General features: G+C 65.3%; 12 protein-coding genes. 7 read left to right on the forward strand and 5 right to left on the reverse strand.

The window, feature by feature from the left end:
- Positions 1–9: 9 nt before the first annotated feature.
- The gene (locus OHQ90_RS19840) at positions 10–1,593 is read right to left on the reverse strand and encodes an amino acid permease (protein ID WP_328399571.1); all 1,584 of its coding nucleotides are present in this window, start codon (positions 1,591–1,593) and stop codon (positions 10–12) included.
- Between the two features lie 650 nt (positions 1,594–2,243).
- On the opposite strand from OHQ90_RS19840, the gene OHQ90_RS19845 reads away from it, so the two are divergent.
- The 4 genes from OHQ90_RS19845 to OHQ90_RS19860 all read left to right on the forward strand — a co-directional run bounded on the left by OHQ90_RS19845 (position 2,244) and on the right by OHQ90_RS19860 (position 6,793).
- Positions 2,244–3,797 (forward strand): phytoene desaturase family protein, encoded by a 1,554-nt coding sequence (locus tag OHQ90_RS19845; protein WP_328399573.1) that lies wholly within the window; start codon positions 2,244–2,246, stop codon positions 3,795–3,797.
- Positions 3,798–3,951: 154 nt separating this feature from the next.
- A complete protein-coding gene (locus OHQ90_RS19850; protein ID WP_328399578.1) occupies positions 3,952–4,941 on the forward strand; it encodes an IS481 family transposase in 990 nt (329 codons plus the stop codon).
- Positions 4,942–5,069: 128 nt separating this feature from the next.
- Complete coding sequence (locus OHQ90_RS19855; RefSeq protein WP_328399580.1) at positions 5,070–6,044, forward strand: NAD(P)H-dependent flavin oxidoreductase; 975 nt, start codon at positions 5,070–5,072, stop codon at positions 6,042–6,044.
- A gap of 302 nt (positions 6,045–6,346) precedes the next feature.
- Positions 6,347–6,793, forward strand: coding sequence for a hypothetical protein (locus OHQ90_RS19860; protein ID WP_328399582.1), 447 nt, complete (start codon positions 6,347–6,349; stop codon positions 6,791–6,793).
- Positions 6,794–6,817: 24 nt separating this feature from the next.
- Here OHQ90_RS19860 and ctaD read toward each other — a convergent pair whose 3' ends face one another.
- The gene (gene ctaD, locus OHQ90_RS19865; RefSeq protein ID WP_328399584.1) at positions 6,818–8,569 is read right to left on the reverse strand and encodes an aa3-type cytochrome oxidase subunit I; all 1,752 of its coding nucleotides are present in this window, start codon (positions 8,567–8,569) and stop codon (positions 6,818–6,820) included.
- A 500-nt stretch (positions 8,570–9,069) separates the two neighbouring features.
- Here ctaD and OHQ90_RS19870 point away from each other — a divergent pair, with 500 nt between their 5' ends.
- Positions 9,070–10,575 (forward strand): bifunctional phosphatase PAP2/diacylglycerol kinase family protein, encoded by a 1,506-nt coding sequence (locus tag OHQ90_RS19870; RefSeq protein WP_442941141.1) that lies wholly within the window; start codon positions 9,070–9,072, stop codon positions 10,573–10,575.
- A gap of 134 nt (positions 10,576–10,709) precedes the next feature.
- Here OHQ90_RS19870 and OHQ90_RS19875 read toward each other — a convergent pair whose 3' ends face one another.
- Positions 10,710–12,020 carry a carotenoid oxygenase family protein gene (locus OHQ90_RS19875; RefSeq protein ID WP_328399588.1) on the reverse strand — a complete coding sequence of 437 codons (1,311 nt, stop codon included), beginning with the start codon at positions 12,018–12,020 and terminating at the stop codon, positions 10,710–10,712.
- A gap of 26 nt (positions 12,021–12,046) precedes the next feature.
- Positions 12,047–12,649: a hypothetical protein gene (locus OHQ90_RS19880; protein ID WP_328399590.1), complete on the reverse strand. Its 603-nt coding sequence runs from the start codon at positions 12,647–12,649 to the stop codon at positions 12,047–12,049.
- 56 nt (positions 12,650–12,705) lie between these two features.
- Here OHQ90_RS19880 and OHQ90_RS19885 point away from each other — a divergent pair, with 56 nt between their 5' ends.
- Together OHQ90_RS19885 and ald are read left to right on the forward strand one after the other, a co-directional pair.
- Positions 12,706–13,248: a PadR family transcriptional regulator gene (locus OHQ90_RS19885; protein WP_328399592.1), complete on the forward strand. Its 543-nt coding sequence runs from the start codon at positions 12,706–12,708 to the stop codon at positions 13,246–13,248.
- 173 nt (positions 13,249–13,421) lie between these two features.
- Complete coding sequence (gene ald, locus OHQ90_RS19890) at positions 13,422–14,528, forward strand: alanine dehydrogenase (protein WP_328399594.1); 1,107 nt, start codon at positions 13,422–13,424, stop codon at positions 14,526–14,528.
- Here ald and OHQ90_RS19895 read toward each other — a convergent pair.
- Entirely contained in the window at positions 14,525–15,040 is a 516-nt protein-coding gene (locus tag OHQ90_RS19895) for an Lrp/AsnC family transcriptional regulator (protein WP_328399596.1), read from the reverse strand. The two genes, ald and OHQ90_RS19895, sit on opposite strands and share 4 nt — an antisense overlap.
- Positions 15,041–15,066: the final 26 nt, after the last annotated feature.

Consider the following 15,066-nt stretch of genomic DNA (forward strand, 5'->3'; position numbering starts at 1 on the left):
CGAGTTGGGTCAGGCGGTGACAGGTGCTTCGTCTTCGGAGACTCCGGCAGGCGGTGGTGTGTCTTCCACTGTCCGCTTCGGTCCGGTGAACCAACGCCTGGCCGACACAAACCACCAGATCCCGATCGCGCCGACCACGACGACGAGCGTGATCGGTGCGTAATTCACGGTGTTCCAGGTGAATTCGCTGTTCCACGGGTAGCCGCGGTCATCGGTCGGCAGGATGAAGAGCAGGCTGATGAACACGATCCATACCAGTGCGACGACGCCGACCGGCCGATACCAGGGGCCGAGTTGCCAAGGGCCGGTGCGGAATCTGCTGCCGTGCCACTGTCGCAACAGGATCGGGATGCCATAGGCGATATAGAGGCCGATGGTCGCGACGGAGGTGGCGGCCGCGTACGCGGTCGGCGCATTCGCCGCAGGCACCAGCATCGAGGGAATCAGCAGCACGAACGCAAAGAAGGAGATGAACAGCACCGCGTTCACCGGCACCTTCCGGGCCGAAAGTTTGCTCCAGAGCGCCGATCCCGGCACCGCACCGTCGCGAGAGAACGCGAAAAGCATGCGCGACGCGGAGGTCACCGAGGCGTATCCGCAGAACAATTGGGCGATAGCCGCGATGATCAGCAGCAGCCCCGACCAGAACGAATTCAGCGAATTCTCCAGAATGTAGATCACCGGGTAGCCACTGTTCTTTTCCGGATTCAGCGCGTCGTCGAGATTCGGTATCGCGAAGGTTACCGCCATGATCAGCAGATACCCGGCGACGGCCGAGACGAGGATCGTGTTGATGATGCCCTTCGCCGCCGTGCGCGCCGCGTCGTGCGTTTCCTCAGACATGTGCGCCGAGGCGTCGTAACCGGTGAACGTGTATTGGGCGTGCAGCAAACCGAGCAGGAAGCTGAACGCCACCCCGCCGAAGCCGACCGCACTGTTGTCGACGGTTTCGGTGAACACGAACCCGACGCTCTGGTGGTGGCTCGCGCCGAACCCGAGCACGATGACGAAGATCGCCACCCCGCCGACATGCCACCACGCCGAGATGTTGTTGATCACCGCCGACAGATGCGGCCCGATCGCGTTCAGCACCGCGTGCAGCACCAGAATGGCGATGTAGACGAGAAAAATCGCGGTGCGATCGGTTCCGATGTCGATGCCGATGACATTCAGCACCGCGGTGGTGAAAATGGCCGCGCCGTAATCGATGGCCGCGGTCACCGCGATCTGGCCGATCAGGTTGAACCAGCCGGTGAACCATCCCCACACCGGGCCGCCGAGCTCCGAAGCCCACCAGTACAGGCCGCCGGAAGTCGGATAGGCGGAGGCCAACTCGGCCATGGCAAGTCCGACGAACAACACCATCACCGAGACCAGCGGCCAACCCCAGGCCATGGTGATCGGTCCACCGTTGGCCAGACCGATTCCGTAACTGGCCAATCCGCCCGTCAAGATCGAGACAATGGTGAAGCTGATGGCGAAGTTCGAGAATCCGGACCAGGATCGGGATAGTTCTTGTTTGTAACCGAGTTCGGCGAGCCTGCGTTCGTCGTCCGACGGTGTTGGGGATTGCGGTGATTGGGCTTCGGTCATTTTTGCTCCCGGGTGAAAACGCTGCCCTCATACGGCGTTTGCCAGAAGATAAGTGTGAAGCGAACGCTGGTCAATCGCAGGAAAACATCGAAACCCGGCGGATTCACGATCGACCCGCGCCTGTTACCTGTCGCCTTGTCTACCCAGGAGCGCGCACCGCCTTCACAGCGTCGGTGGGCGACGGGCTGGTGGTCGGGGTCTCCACAGGACTTCCACACTATGAGCCGGTGATCTGCGCAACCGGTTCCTAGGGTTTGTGGGCAGAAGGAGCCTGAACGGGCCGATCGTCTGCTCGGCGGGGATCCGGCCGGGTGCAGGAGGTTCTGATGGATAATTCGAATGAGTTCTCGAGGTGGACCCAGGAATTCGATGCGAAGGCAGTTGCGCGCGCAGCTCCCGGCGATCCGGAGTGGGGGAGCGGAGTTGGTGCTCGTGGTCGCCGAGATCGTCGCTGCAGAGGAAGCAGGATGTCAATACCGTGCCCTTCGCGATAGTTCGCGGGTGCGCAGGGCGCAGCTGTGATGGCGACTGTGCGTGCGATGGCGTGTGCGACTGCGGCTGTCGAAGGCCGGGGTTCTTGTCCAGTACGACTCACCGCCGTGCTCGTGCATATCAGGTCCGAGGTCCGCGATTCGTGGTATCGAGGACGTATGAAGCCGACCGGTTCCTTTTACGACGTGGTTGTCGTCGGTGGTGGTCACAACGGGTTGGTGGCCGCTGCCTACCTGGCGCGGGCGGGGCGGTCGGTGCTCGTGCTCGAGCGGCAGGCTTACACCGGTGGTGCAGCGGTGTCGGCGCGGGTGTTCGCGGGCGTCGATGCGCGGGTGTCGCGGTATTCGTATCTGGTGAGTTTGTTGCCGCAGCAGATTGTGCGGGAGTTGGGATTGCGGTTTGCGACGCGGCGCAGGCGGATCTCTTCGTTCACGCCGGTGGGTACAGGCGGGTTGTTGATCGACACCGGGTCGGCGGCTCGGACACGGGAGAGCTTCCAGCGGCTCACCGGGTCCGATCACGATTTCGAGGCATGGCAGCGGTTCTACGGACGGACGGGTGTGCTCGCACAACGCGTGTTCCCGACGATGACCGAGCCGTTGCCGACCCGTGCGCAACTGCAAGACATCGTCGGCGACTCCACCACCTGGTCGGCGTTGTTCGAGCGTCCGCTGGGGGAGACGATCGAGGCGGAGTTCGCTGACGACACGGTGCGGGGTGTCGTGCTCACCGATGGGCTCATCGGAACCTTCACGCACGCACACGATCCGGAGCTGCGCCAGAACCGCTGCTTCCTCTATCACGTGATCGGTGGCGGCACCGGCGACTGGGATGTGCCGATCGGCGGTATGGGCGCGCTCACCGACGCACTCGCCGTCGCCGCTCGTGCCGCAGGCGCCGAACTGGTCACCGACTGCGAGGTGACGGCCGTCGAAACCGATGACGTCACGACCGAAGTGCGCTTCCGCGACGGTGCGGTGGCAGCGGGCCACGTGCTGGTGAACGCGGCGCCGCACGAGCTGCGACGCCTGCTCGGCGAGCCCGATCAGCCGAAACCCGAAGGCTCCCAACTCAAAGTGAACATGGTCCTACGCCGGCTACCGCGGTTGCGTGACGCGGCCACCGATCCGGGCGAGGCATTCGCCGGGACCTTCCATATCGCCGAATCGTATACCCAACTGGACCACGCCTACCGGGAAGCGGCCGGTGGGCACATCCCCTCCGCGCCACCGTCGGAGATCTACTGCCACACCTTGACCGACCCCTCGATCCTCGCGCCGGATGCCGCCGGTCTGCACACGCTGACCCTGTTCGGGTTGCACACGCCTGCCAGGCTTTTCGACACCGACCCCGAGGCGGCGAAGGCCGCAGCGGTGCAGGCCACTCTCGCACAACTGGATGCGGTACTCGCCGAGCCGATCACCGATTGTCTCGCCCTCGACGAGCACGGTTCCCCGTGCATCGAGGCGAAATCCCCACTCGACCTGGAACACGAGATCGGCCTACCCGGCGGCCACATCTTCCACCGCGACCTGGCCTTCCCGTACCGAGCCGACGACGCGGACGACGATCCCGCCGCCCGCTGGGGCGTGTCGACCGGACACCGGACCGTATTCCTTTGCGGCGCAGGCGCAGTGCGCGGCGGCGGTGTCAGTGGCATCCCCGGCCACAACGCGGCCATGGCCGTACTCGAATCGCCGGGAGTCAACTGAACGTCGACTCCAGCCCGAGCGATTCGTGCACCAGCGATGATCGGCTAGCTGTACTGACCATGGACGTTGGTGACGGCGTGGCGAGCTGACATGGCGAAGACCTCCGAGTGAAGTGCGAGCTGTCTAGGAACGCATTCACCTGTCGGAGGTCTTCGTGTCTCACCGTAATGCCCCGCTCACGGAGTTGGGCCGGTTGCGTCTTGCTCGTTGTGTCGTCGATGAAGGTTGGCCGCTCCGCCGGGCGGCCGAACGGTTCCAGGTCTCGGCCACCACCGCGTCGAGGTGGGCGGGTCGCTATCGCCTGCAGGGCCCGGCGGGCATGGTCGATCGGTCCTCGCGACCACATCACAGCCCGCGCCGGACACCGACTCGCACCGAACGCCGCATCATCAAAGTTCGTGTGCTGCGCCGATGGGGACCGGCCCGCATCGCCTACCTACTGGGCTTGCATCCCTCGACGGTGCACCGGGTCCTGACCCGCTACCGGCTGGCACGGCTGCGCTGGCTCGACCGCGCCACCAGCCAACCGGTACGCCGCTATGAACACGATGCCCCGGGCGATCTGATCCACATCGACGTCAAGAAACTCGGCAAGATCCCCGACGGCGGTGGCTGGCGCAAGCTCGGCCGTTCCGCTGGCAACCGAAATTCCCAGGCGCACAAGCTAACCAGGGTCAACAATGTTCACGGCAACCCGATGCACGGCTACCACTACCTGCACACTGCCCTCGATGATCATTCCCGGCTGGCCTATACCGAACTCCTCGGTGACGAGCGCAAGGAAACCGCCGCCGCGTTCTGGGCACGCGCCAACGCCTGGTTCACCGCCAACGGCATCATCACCCGAAAGGTGTTGACCGACAACGGGTCCTGCTACCGATCCCGCACCTTCGCCGAGGCCCTAGGGCCGGTGGTCCACAAACGCACCCGTCCCTACCGGCCCCAAACCAACGGCAAGGTCGAACGCTTCCACCGCACCCTGGCCGACGAGTGGGCCTATGCGCGGCTCTACCGCAGCGATGTTGAACGATGCGCAGCCTTCACCACCTGGCTCCACACCTACAATCACCACCGCGGCCACACCGCACTCGCAGGCCACCCGCCCGCTAGCCGCGTTACTAACCTCTCAGGTCAGTACAGCTAGCGCACCCCGGATCCACTGACCGGACCGGATGAATGGGACATGGTGGCGGGGCCTTCTCGACGTTCGCCGCAACTGTGTCCCGTTCGCCGGGGATAGTAGGTTGGGATGGGGAACGGAAAGGGGTGGTGATGGGGTTGCGGACGGATCTGACCGAGATGTTCGGGATCGAGCATCCGATCGTGCTCGCGCCGATGGGTGGTGTGGCCGGCGGGGTGTTGGCGGCGGCGGTGTCCGAGGCGGGCGGGCTCGGGTTGATCGGCTCCGGCGGGGGTGATCGCGAGTGGCTCGATCGCGAATGCGGGCTTGCTGCCGCCCGTACTGACAAGCCGTGGGGCATCGGCCTGTTGATTTGGGCGGTCGACAGCGACATCGTGCTGTCGGTAGTCGAGCGGCGCCCGCACGCGATCATGCTGTCGTTCGGTGACCCGGCCCCGTACGCCGCGATGATCCGCGACGCCGGAATCCGTCTGCTGGTGCAGGTGACCACCATGGACGAGGCCAGCCGCGCGCTCGATGCGGGAGCTGACGTGGTCATCGCACAGGGTGGCGAGGCGGGCGGGCACTGCGGTGCTCGGGCGACGCTGCCGTTCGTGCCGAGCGTTGTCGACCTGGCCGCGGGCACGCCGGTGCTCGCCGCAGGCGGCATAGCCGACGGTCGCGGTCTCGCCGCCGCGCTCACCCTGGGCGCCGCGGGTGCGCTCATCGGAACCCGTTTCGAGGCGACCCATGAGGCACTGATCTCGGCGGCGGAAGCCAAAGCGATTGTCGCCGCACGGGCGAGCGACACCGAGCGCAACCGGGCCCTCGATATCGCGCGGGGGTCTCCGTGGCCCGCCGAGTATCCGGCCCGCACCCTACGCAACGTATTCCTGGACCGCTGGCACGGCCGCGAGGCGGAACTGGCTGGTGATTCCGTTGCGCTACAGGAATATCGAGATGCGGCCGAAAGAGAGGACCCGGACTACGTACCGGTGTGGGCAGGCGAGGCCGTCGATCTCATCACCGGGCTCGAGTCCGCCGCAGACCTGGTCGGTCGCATCAGCCGGGGTGCCGAGCAGGCGATCCTGCACGCCGCGCAGCGGTGCATTGCCACTTCGGAATGACCAGTGACGGTGAGCTGCCGGGCTCGTCGATAGTCGATCAGGGCGCATCCCCGCCGCCGGCGCTGCGCGGTCCCGCTCACCGTGTCGATCCGAGTCCGCGCGGCTGACCTGCGGCAATCTCGACGAATCGCCTGGGCGATCGGGCCGCTGAGCTGCGGTCGAGCCGATATCATCGTTCGCACGGCGCAACTGCCCAGACAGGTTCTACTTGGTGATTTGCGCACACTATATGCCCTGGTAGATCGACGATTCGAAGTATCGCGCCGACGCTCGGGCTCCAGCGTCGAGCGGCGAGGACTTGAATGACGACCTACCGGACCATCGGAACCAGGACAGCCACCACAGCACGCCGTCGTCTGCGTGCGGTGGCCGGTGCGGCGACGCTAATGACGGCGATGGCCGCCATCACCTTCGCCACCCCGACCGCGGGCGCAGCGGTGCGACAGCTCGGCGTCTTTCCCGACAACGCCTACGGGCTCGCCACGAACTACGGCACCGGCTGCGCGTACACGCTGGAGGCCATCCTCACCGAGGCTGTCGACCCGGTGTTCTTCTACGACAACGGCGTCCCGCTCGGCGGCATCGCCCCGACCGGAGGCGTCGCCCTCTTCACCTGGGTCCCGACCACCGTGGGCAGGCACACGCTCGCCGCTGTCCAACTGCCGGACAACAACATCGTCGCGACCGTGGACATCCGCGTCGGCACCGGCACCCATGTCGGCTGGTCCTGCGTCGTCTTCGGCGGCTGAACGCAGCGCCGGCACCCGGCCCGGCTACTTCGCCTCGTGCGCCTCGTGCGCTTCGTGCACCTCGTGGGTGGTGTGCTGGGGCGCGCCCCACCCGACGTGTGCTTCGGTGCGCATCCGGTCGACCATGTGCGGGTAGTGCAACTCGAAAGCCGGTCGCTCCGAACGGATCCTGGGGAGCTCGTAGAAGTTGTGCCGCGGCGGCGGGCAACTGGTCGCCCATTCCAGGGAGTTGCCGTAGCCCCATGGATCGTCGACCGTGACGACCTCGCCGTAGCGGTAGGTCTTGAAGACGTTCCAGACGAACGGCAGCACCGAGGCGCCCAGGATGAACGAGCCGATGGTGGAAATGGTGTTCAGTGTGGTGAAGCCGTCACCGGGCAGGTAGTCGGCGTAGCGGCGTGGCATACCGGTGGCGCCGAGCCAGTGTTGGACGAGGAAGGTGGCGTGGAAGCCGAGGAAGGTGGTCCAGAAGTGCCACTTGCCGAGCCGCTCGTCCATCATGCGACCGGTCATCTTGGGGAACCAGAAGTAGATTCCGGCGTAGGTGGCGAACGCGATGGTGCCGAAGAGCACGTAATGGAAATGGGCGACAACGAAATACGTGTCGGACACGTGGAAGTCCATGGGCGGGCTGGCCAGTAGGACACCGGACAGACCACCGAACAAGAAGGTGACGATGAACCCGACCGAGAACAGCATCGGCGTCTCGAAGGTCAGCTGACCGCGCCACATGGTGCCGATCCAGTTGAAGAATTTCACCCCGGTCGGAACTGCGATGAGGAACGTCATGAACGAGAAGTACGGCAGTAGGACGGCTCCGGTGGCGTACATGTGGTGCGCCCACACCGCGATCGACAGGGCTCCGATGGCGAACGTCGCATAAACCAGCGCGGTGTAACCGAAGATCGGTTTGCGACTGAACACCGGGAAGATCTCCGACACGATGCCGAAGAACGGCAGCGCGATGATGTACACCTCGGGATGGCCGAAATACCAGAACAGGTGCTGGTAGAGAAGTGTGCCGCCGGTGGCAGGATCGTAGATGTGACCACCGAGGTGCCGGTCGAAGTACAGCGCGAGCAGCGCCGCGGTCAGAATCGGGAACGCGAGCAGGATCAAGATGCTGGTCACCAGAATCGTCCAGACGAACACGGGCAACCGGAACAGTGTCATGCCGGGGCAGCGCAGGCACACCACCGTCGTGATCATGTTGACCGCGCCGAGGATGGTGCCGAGGCCTGATACCGCAAGGCCGAAGATCCACAGATCGGCACCGACGCCCGGTGAGTGCACGATGGCGGCGAGTGGGTTGTAGGCGGTCCAGCCGAAGTCGGCGGCGCCACCCGGGGTGACGAAGCCCGCGGTAGCCATGGTCGCACCGAACAGGTACAGCCAGTAGCTGATGGCGTTCAGACGGGGGAACGCGACATCGGGCGAGCCGATTTGCAGGGGAAGCACGATATTCGCGAACGCGAACACCACGGCTGTCGCGTAGAACAGCAACATGATCGTGCCGTGCATGGTGAACAGCTGATTGAACTGTTCCGGCGAAAGAAATTGCAGACCCGGCCTGGCCAGCTCACCGCGCATCAGCAGGGCAAGCAGACCACCGACCATGAAGAACGACATCGACGTGAACAGGTACATCTGGCCGAGCACCTTCGGGTCGGTCGTGGTGACCACCCGGTAGATGGCCGAGCCCTTCGGCCCGAACCGCGCAGGAAACGGCCGAGTCGCTACCAACTGCGGCACTGGCTGTGGCTCAACGGCGGTCACTGATCCTCCTGGCTGCGGGACGAACCTGACAACAAACCAGCGATAGCGTATGCGCGGCAAACCCGCATTCGGGCGAACAACCTGCGGACACGCCCTACTCGCAGACAAATTCTAGCGAGGAGTAACCCCTCATGGCCATGGCTCGACGCGGCTGAACACCCTATCGGTCCCACAGCGCCGCGACTATGGCCGAATACGTCGATTGATGGAGTGGATCGTGCGTCGCCGAACGGCCGGCGCTCTCCGGCGAGCGCACGGCGCCAGTTGTCACGAGTGCCGCCATGTCGGCACCGCTACTCCGGAAGGTCACGGCTGCACTGCACTGGATCCCGCCGGCGGCCTGACCTATAAGACCCGGCAGCTGCAACGCCTACCAGGACGGCACCCATGTCCAATTCTCTTGTGGTGGAACCGAAGTCTTGATGATCGGCACACCGCCGAAGACAGTCGGCGAGCCGATGGCGACGACGCGGCTCGGTGACAGTCGATAGGCTTCGGCAATGCGACGCCGAAAGCGCAGGACTTCGAGCGCGCGGCTGCACGGGCGGACGAACGGCCTGGATCGGCTGCTCGTAGACCGCAGCGCGCGGGTGCCACCCACCGCAGCCGACCGTTTACTGCGGAGCCTGAGCATGAGCGCCAACTACAGCCGATTGTGGATGGGAGTGGCCGCCGCCCTCGTCGTGGTCGGTGGTCGTGCCCCGCGGCGCGGTGCGGTACGTGGGCTGCTCGCGGTGAGTGTCGCGAGTGCGGTGGCCAATGGCATTGCCAAACCATTGCTTCCGCGGCGCCGACCGCCGGACGAGTCGGTGCCCTTCGTGCGCAGACTGGTTTCACCGCCGGTGTCGTCGTCGTTTCCTTCGGGACACGCCGCCTCGGCCGCGGCTTTCGCGGCGGGTGTCGCGCTCGAATCGCCGACGGCGGGGGTTCTGGTCGCGCCGATTGCGCTGGCGGTCGGATATTCGCGGGTGCACATAGGGGTGCATTGGCCATCGGACGTCGTCGCAGGTGCGGCGCTCGGGAGTGCGATTGCCCTAGCAACTCGCCGCTGGTGGGCGGCGCGTCCCGACGATCCGGCGACGCTCGGGCCGAGCGCACGGATCGAGCCGGTGCAGGGCGGGAACGGGCTGCTCCTGGTCGGCAACCCGTTCTCCGGCAGTGGTGCCGCCGACGACGCCCTGCAACAGCTGCGGACGCGCCTGCCCGCGGCGCAGGTCCTCGAGCTCGACCCCGAGGCCGACCTCGAGGCGCAACTCGGGGATCTGCTCGGCCGCGAGCACATCGTCGCGCTCGGTGTCCTCGGCGGCGACGGGACCGTGTCGAGCGTGGCGGCCGCAGCCGTGCACCACCGACTGCCCCTCGCGGTGTTCGCGGGCGGCACACTCAACCATTTCGCGCGCGACGCGGGCGTCGAGGACATGGCACGGACGCTGCGGGCCCTCGACGCGGGGGAGGTGGTCCGGATCGACACCGCCCGCGTGCAATTCGACCGATCCGAACCCCAAACCTTCATCAACACAGCCAGTCTCGGCGGCTACCCGGACTTCGTCCGACTGCGTGAGCGGTGGGAGACACGCATCGGCAAATGGCCCGCCGCGGGAATTGCCATGGTGCGACTACTTTTTCGCGCGCAGCCATTGCACACCACTATCGATGGCGCGCGCACGGCCATCTGGATGCTGTTCGTCGGTAACGGCCGCTACCATCCGTCGCACCAGATCCCGATGTCGCGCCCCGAAATCCACCGCGGCACCCTCGACATCCGCTATCTGCGCGCTGACCTCGCTTTCTCGCGTACCCGGCTGATCTGGGCGACCCTCACCGGAACGCTGGAACGCTCGGCGACCTACGTCCACCGCCAGGCCGATCGGCTCGATGTCGGCGTCGCCTATGCTCCCGTGTCGTTGGCCACCGACGGCGAGGTCGACCATCGCGGCAAGGACTTCACCTTCACCAGTCAACCTGCCGCGCTCACTCTGTTCCGGCCACCGGACGAGAACTCCTGACCCGCTGGTTGTTCCGATCGAGGAGCTCGATGGTGGCCCGCTGGCGCGGTGGGCGCCGACCCGATCCGGTCATCGAAGCGTGGACCATCGGCACCTGGTTCGCAGGTGGCCGACCCGCCGCGGCATGACGCCGGTCAGAGATCGGGCAGCCAGTTGCCGTGGAAGCCGTGCGGGACGCGGGCGGGCAGGTGGATGGTGGCAACTGGTGGCGCGGCCAGGTCTGTCGCATCGAGCACAGCCAGGTCGCTGCGATCGGTATCGGCGTCGTATACGTAGGTCATCAGATAGCCGGCGCCGCCGGGTCGCGCGTCGGCAGGGGCGAAAGCAGCTTCGCCGGGGAGCTGTCCCGCGCGGAACTCGTGTGTGGTCCGGCTGCCGGTATGCAGGTCATAGCGGATCAATGCGCCGGTCCCGGATTCGCCGGACACCGTGACGTGTCCGAAGCGGGCGTCCAGTCCGGCCAGTCGATCGTCGATTCGTGGGAACTCCGCGGCGCGGTCGTCGAGTTGCTCTTCGGTGACAGTGCCAGTGGTCAGGTCGATGGTCCAGCGCCAGAGGCTGGCCTCGTCGTAGGTGTGTGATTCGGTGCGCCACAGCTGTGGGTAGCGCATCACATGCAGCACGATGTGCCCCGGTTCGTCGTGGGCGTTGAGCGAGTGGAAGACGTAGCAGGGATCGATGGGGAACCAGCGGATCTCACCGTGCGGATCGTCCCGACGCAGCACACCGAGGCGGGCCGGGTAGTCGTCGCGCCACCGGAATGGCATTCCCGCCCCGGCTTTCGCGGTCTCGATGTCGAAAACCACCGGCAAATCCATGAATACGACGTGCTCCGCGGTGAGGTTGAAGTCGTGGTGCATGGTGGCAGCGGGTACGTCGACGGGGCGGGTGAGCAGTAGATTGCCCGCGGCGTCGGCGCGGTGATAGGTCAGGTAGGTCGGTCCGGTGACGTCGTAGCCGAAGAAATGCAGCTCACCGGTGGCCGGGCAGGTCTTCGGGTGCGCTGTCATCGCGGTGCGCAGCTTGCCCTGAAAGTCGAAGGGGCCCACGGTGTCCAGCTCACAGGTCAATTCGTACGGGTAGGATGATTCGACCAGTGCCAGCGTGTGTCCCGCATGTCGGATGATGTGGGTGTTGGCGACGCCGGCCGCGAGATCCCTGTTGCCTTCGCTGTCGTAGCTACGGGCTCCGTCGGTGAAGGTGGAGGTGCGGACCCACCGGTTGCGATAGGAGATCGCGCGCCCGTTGTGTAACCGGACACCGTGCACCATCCCGTTCCCGAGGAACCAGTGTGACGAGGCGGCGGCGTGCGGATTCGGGCCGTTGCGCAGGTACCAGCCGCTCAGCTCGGCCGGAATCCGGCCGGTGACCGATAGCTCATAGGCGGTGAGTTCCTCGGTGACGGGCGCGTAGTTGCCGATCAGGTGGGGGAGCGGAGTAGTCATGGGCGACACCGATCTATCGCGGGGAGTCAGGAAAGAGGCTGGCCGGGCGCTTGCGCCCGGCCCTGGATATAGGCGACATAGCGGATGGTGAACACCATCGGGATCACGAAGGCGGCCACCTGTGCGCCGCTGCGCAGCGTCGAGGAGGAGTGGGCCAGAACAGCCAGGGCGATGCCGCCGACGGCGAAGCTCGCAGTCCACACGGAGGTGATGATGTAGCCGGTGCGGATGAAGACCGGGTGTTCCCAGAGGTCGCGCGGCGTGGTCTGTTTGGCGATACCCAGCGTGAACGGCATCCGCACGGCCAAGGAAACACCCGCGATAATCGCGAGCACACCGGAGGAGATCGCTGGGGTATAGGGGTGCAGGGCGGTGTTCGGGTCGGCGAAGGCGAGCACCGTCAGTGCGGCGAAGAACAGGGCCGAACCGATATCGATGATCATGGCCTCCACGCGCAGGCCCGCCCTGGTCTGCTGGGCGATGGTGACGGCGGAGATGCCGAAGGCGATCAGTGCCGCCCACTGCCAGTGCGCGGACGGGATCACGGCGTAGGCGATCCAGGGTGCGAAGGTGCGCAGGTACGACATGTTCGTGGAGCTCCTCGTGCCGTGATATTCCAGTTCTGACATGTCTAAATTAGAGAGTGGTATCTCCACATGTCAATAGTGGAATGTAGGGTGACGGCATGAGCCTTCGATACGCCCTGCTCGGTCTGCTGGCCGACCGCCCGGCCAGTGGCTATGACTTGCTGCAGCGATTCAAGGGTTCGCTGGCCAACGTCTGGCCTGCGACGCAGAGCCAGATCTATACCGAGCTCGCCAAGCTGGCCGACGCGGATTTCATTGCCGTGTCGGACGAAGGGCCCCGTGGCCGCAAGGAGTACACGCTCACCGATGCCGGTCGGGTCGATCTCCGAGATTGGCTGACCGACACCAAGCCGAAACGTGTGGTGCGCAACGAGATGCTGCTGCGCGTGTTCTTCCTCGGTGTCATCCCGCAGGAGCAGGCGCGCGAATACCTCTCCGACATCGAGGCCGGATCCGCCAAAGGCGTCGCGGCTCTTGCGGAGCTGGAGGCGACCACTGACTGGGATGACAACGACCTGTCCAACTACGGCCGGATGGCGATGGTGTGGGGTCAGCGGTTCTATGCGATGAATCAGCAGTGGGCGCAGTGGGCGCTCGATCAGCTGCCGCCGGGTGGCAAGTCCGAAGATGTTTCAAGCTGAGGCCCCGGAAAGCTCTGAATTCTGAATCAATAACGTCAATATAGCTAAATCTGAGAACTATATTCATCTATCTAGATCTGATCTTGCATAATCTTCATACTCACTCGTGTGGTGATCCCCGCCTCATCGGGGGCATCGATCGCAATCCGACGAATCGACGTTCAGGAGTCTTGGTGAAGATCGGAATTCCTCGCGAGGTAAAGAATCACGAGTACCGGGTCGCGTGCACACCCGCCGGGGTGCACGAGTTGGTTTCCCGTGGACACGAGGTATACATCGAGGCAGGGGCCGGTCGCGGCTCGGCGTTCGAGGACGAGGCATACGGGGTTCTCGGCGCGCGCGTGCTGGAATCCGCCGACGAGGTATGGAGCGTTGCCGACCTGGTGCTCAAGGTGAAAGAGCCGGTGGCCGAGGAGTATTCGCGGATGCGCGAGGACCAGGTGCTGTTCACCTATCTGCACCTGGCGGCGTCCAAGGATTGCACCGACGCACTGCTGAAGTCCGGCATCACCTCGATCGCCTACGAGACGGTCACCGGCCGGGACGGGTCGCTGCCACTGCTGGCTCCGATGAGCGAGGTCGCGGGCCGGCTTGCTCCGCAGGCGGGCGCCTACCACCTGATGCGCAGCGGCGGTGGACGCGGCGTGCTGATGGGTGGTGTGCCGGGTGCGCGGCCCGCCAAGGTGGTCGTGCTCGGTGCGGGCGTCGCCGGTAGCAATGCGATCGCCGTCGCCGTGGGTATGCACGCGGATGTGACGGTCCTCGACCTGAATATCGCGAGGCTGCGTGAGGTGGACGCCCAGTACCGGGGACAGGTGCGCACCATCATCTCCAACAGCTTCGAGGTGGAGAACCTGGTCCGGGAAGCCGATCTGGTGATCGGTGCGGTGCTGGTGCCGGGTGCGAAGGCGCCCACGCTGGTGTCCAATGAGCTTGTCGCGCAGATGAAGCCGGGCTCGGTGCTGGTCGACATCGCGATCGATCAGGGTGGCTGCTTCGCGGATTCCCGGCCGACCACCCATGCGGACCCGACCTATCGGGTGCACGAGTCGGTCTTCTATTGCGTGGCCAATATGCCCGGCGCGGTGCCCTACACCTCGACCGTCGCGCTCACCAATGCCACACTGCCGTACGCGATTTCGATCGCCGATCGCGGATGGCGCGACGCGACGGCCGCGGATGCCGGCCTGGCGAACGGGCTCAGCACCCACAAGGGTGTGCTGCTGTCCGAATCGGTCGCTGCCGCACACGGTTACGTGGCGCAGCAGCTGGCCGCCTAGGGGAATATGCGGTTTCGCGGCCGTACGTGCTCGAAAATGAGGATCGTTTCGGTCGAGGCGACCGCGGGATGCGCGCTCAGATGGTTGAGCACGAAAACCCGCAGCCCGTCGCTGTTCGCCGTGGCGACATGGATCAGGTAGTCATCGGCGCCCGCGATGAAATACACATTCAGCACCTCGTCGAGTTCGGACAATTGCTCTCCGAACTGGGCGAGGTGCTGGCGCGCGTTGCCGTGCACGCGAACCGCGATCATGGCCTGTAGGTTCCGGCCGAGCGCGGCCGGATCGATATCGGCGTGGAACCCCCGGATCACGCCGCGTTCGACCAGCGATCTGACTCGACCGAGACAGGTCGATGGCGCGATCCCCGCGATCGCGGCGAGGGCATTGTTGGTGATGCGTCCATCGCGCGCGAGCTGATCGAGCAGGACCCGGTCGATGTCATCGATCGGGACGACCTGACTCGGCTTGCTGGTGACGGCCGGTACCGCAGGCGTCTCGTTCTTCCGCACAACCTCGACGGTACAGAACATCGTTC

It is taken from the genome of Nocardia sp. NBC_00403, assembly GCF_036046055.1.
Lineage (GTDB): Bacteria > Actinomycetota > Actinomycetes > Mycobacteriales > Mycobacteriaceae > Nocardia.

Excerpts from the sequence above, each read along its gene's own strand:
- OHQ90_RS19855 (WP_328399580.1), top strand. The coding sequence starts at position 5,070 with ATGGGGTTGCGGACGGATCTGACCGAGATGTTCGGGATCGAGCATCCG.
- OHQ90_RS19840 (WP_328399571.1), bottom strand. The coding sequence starts at position 1,593 with ATGACCGAAGCCCAATCACCGCAATCCCCAACACCGTCGGACGACGAA.
- OHQ90_RS19880 (WP_328399590.1), bottom strand. The coding sequence starts at position 12,649 with ATGTCAGAACTGGAATATCACGGCACGAGGAGCTCCACGAACATGTCG.
- OHQ90_RS19860 (WP_328399582.1), top strand. The coding sequence starts at position 6,347 with ATGACGACCTACCGGACCATCGGAACCAGGACAGCCACCACAGCACGC.
- OHQ90_RS19845 (WP_328399573.1), top strand. The coding sequence starts at position 2,244 with ATGAAGCCGACCGGTTCCTTTTACGACGTGGTTGTCGTCGGTGGTGGT.
- OHQ90_RS19870 (WP_442941141.1), top strand. The coding sequence starts at position 9,070 with ATGCGACGCCGAAAGCGCAGGACTTCGAGCGCGCGGCTGCACGGGCGG.
- OHQ90_RS19885 (WP_328399592.1), top strand. The coding sequence starts at position 12,706 with ATGAGCCTTCGATACGCCCTGCTCGGTCTGCTGGCCGACCGCCCGGCC.
- OHQ90_RS19875 (WP_328399588.1), bottom strand. The coding sequence starts at position 12,020 with ATGACTACTCCGCTCCCCCACCTGATCGGCAACTACGCGCCCGTCACC.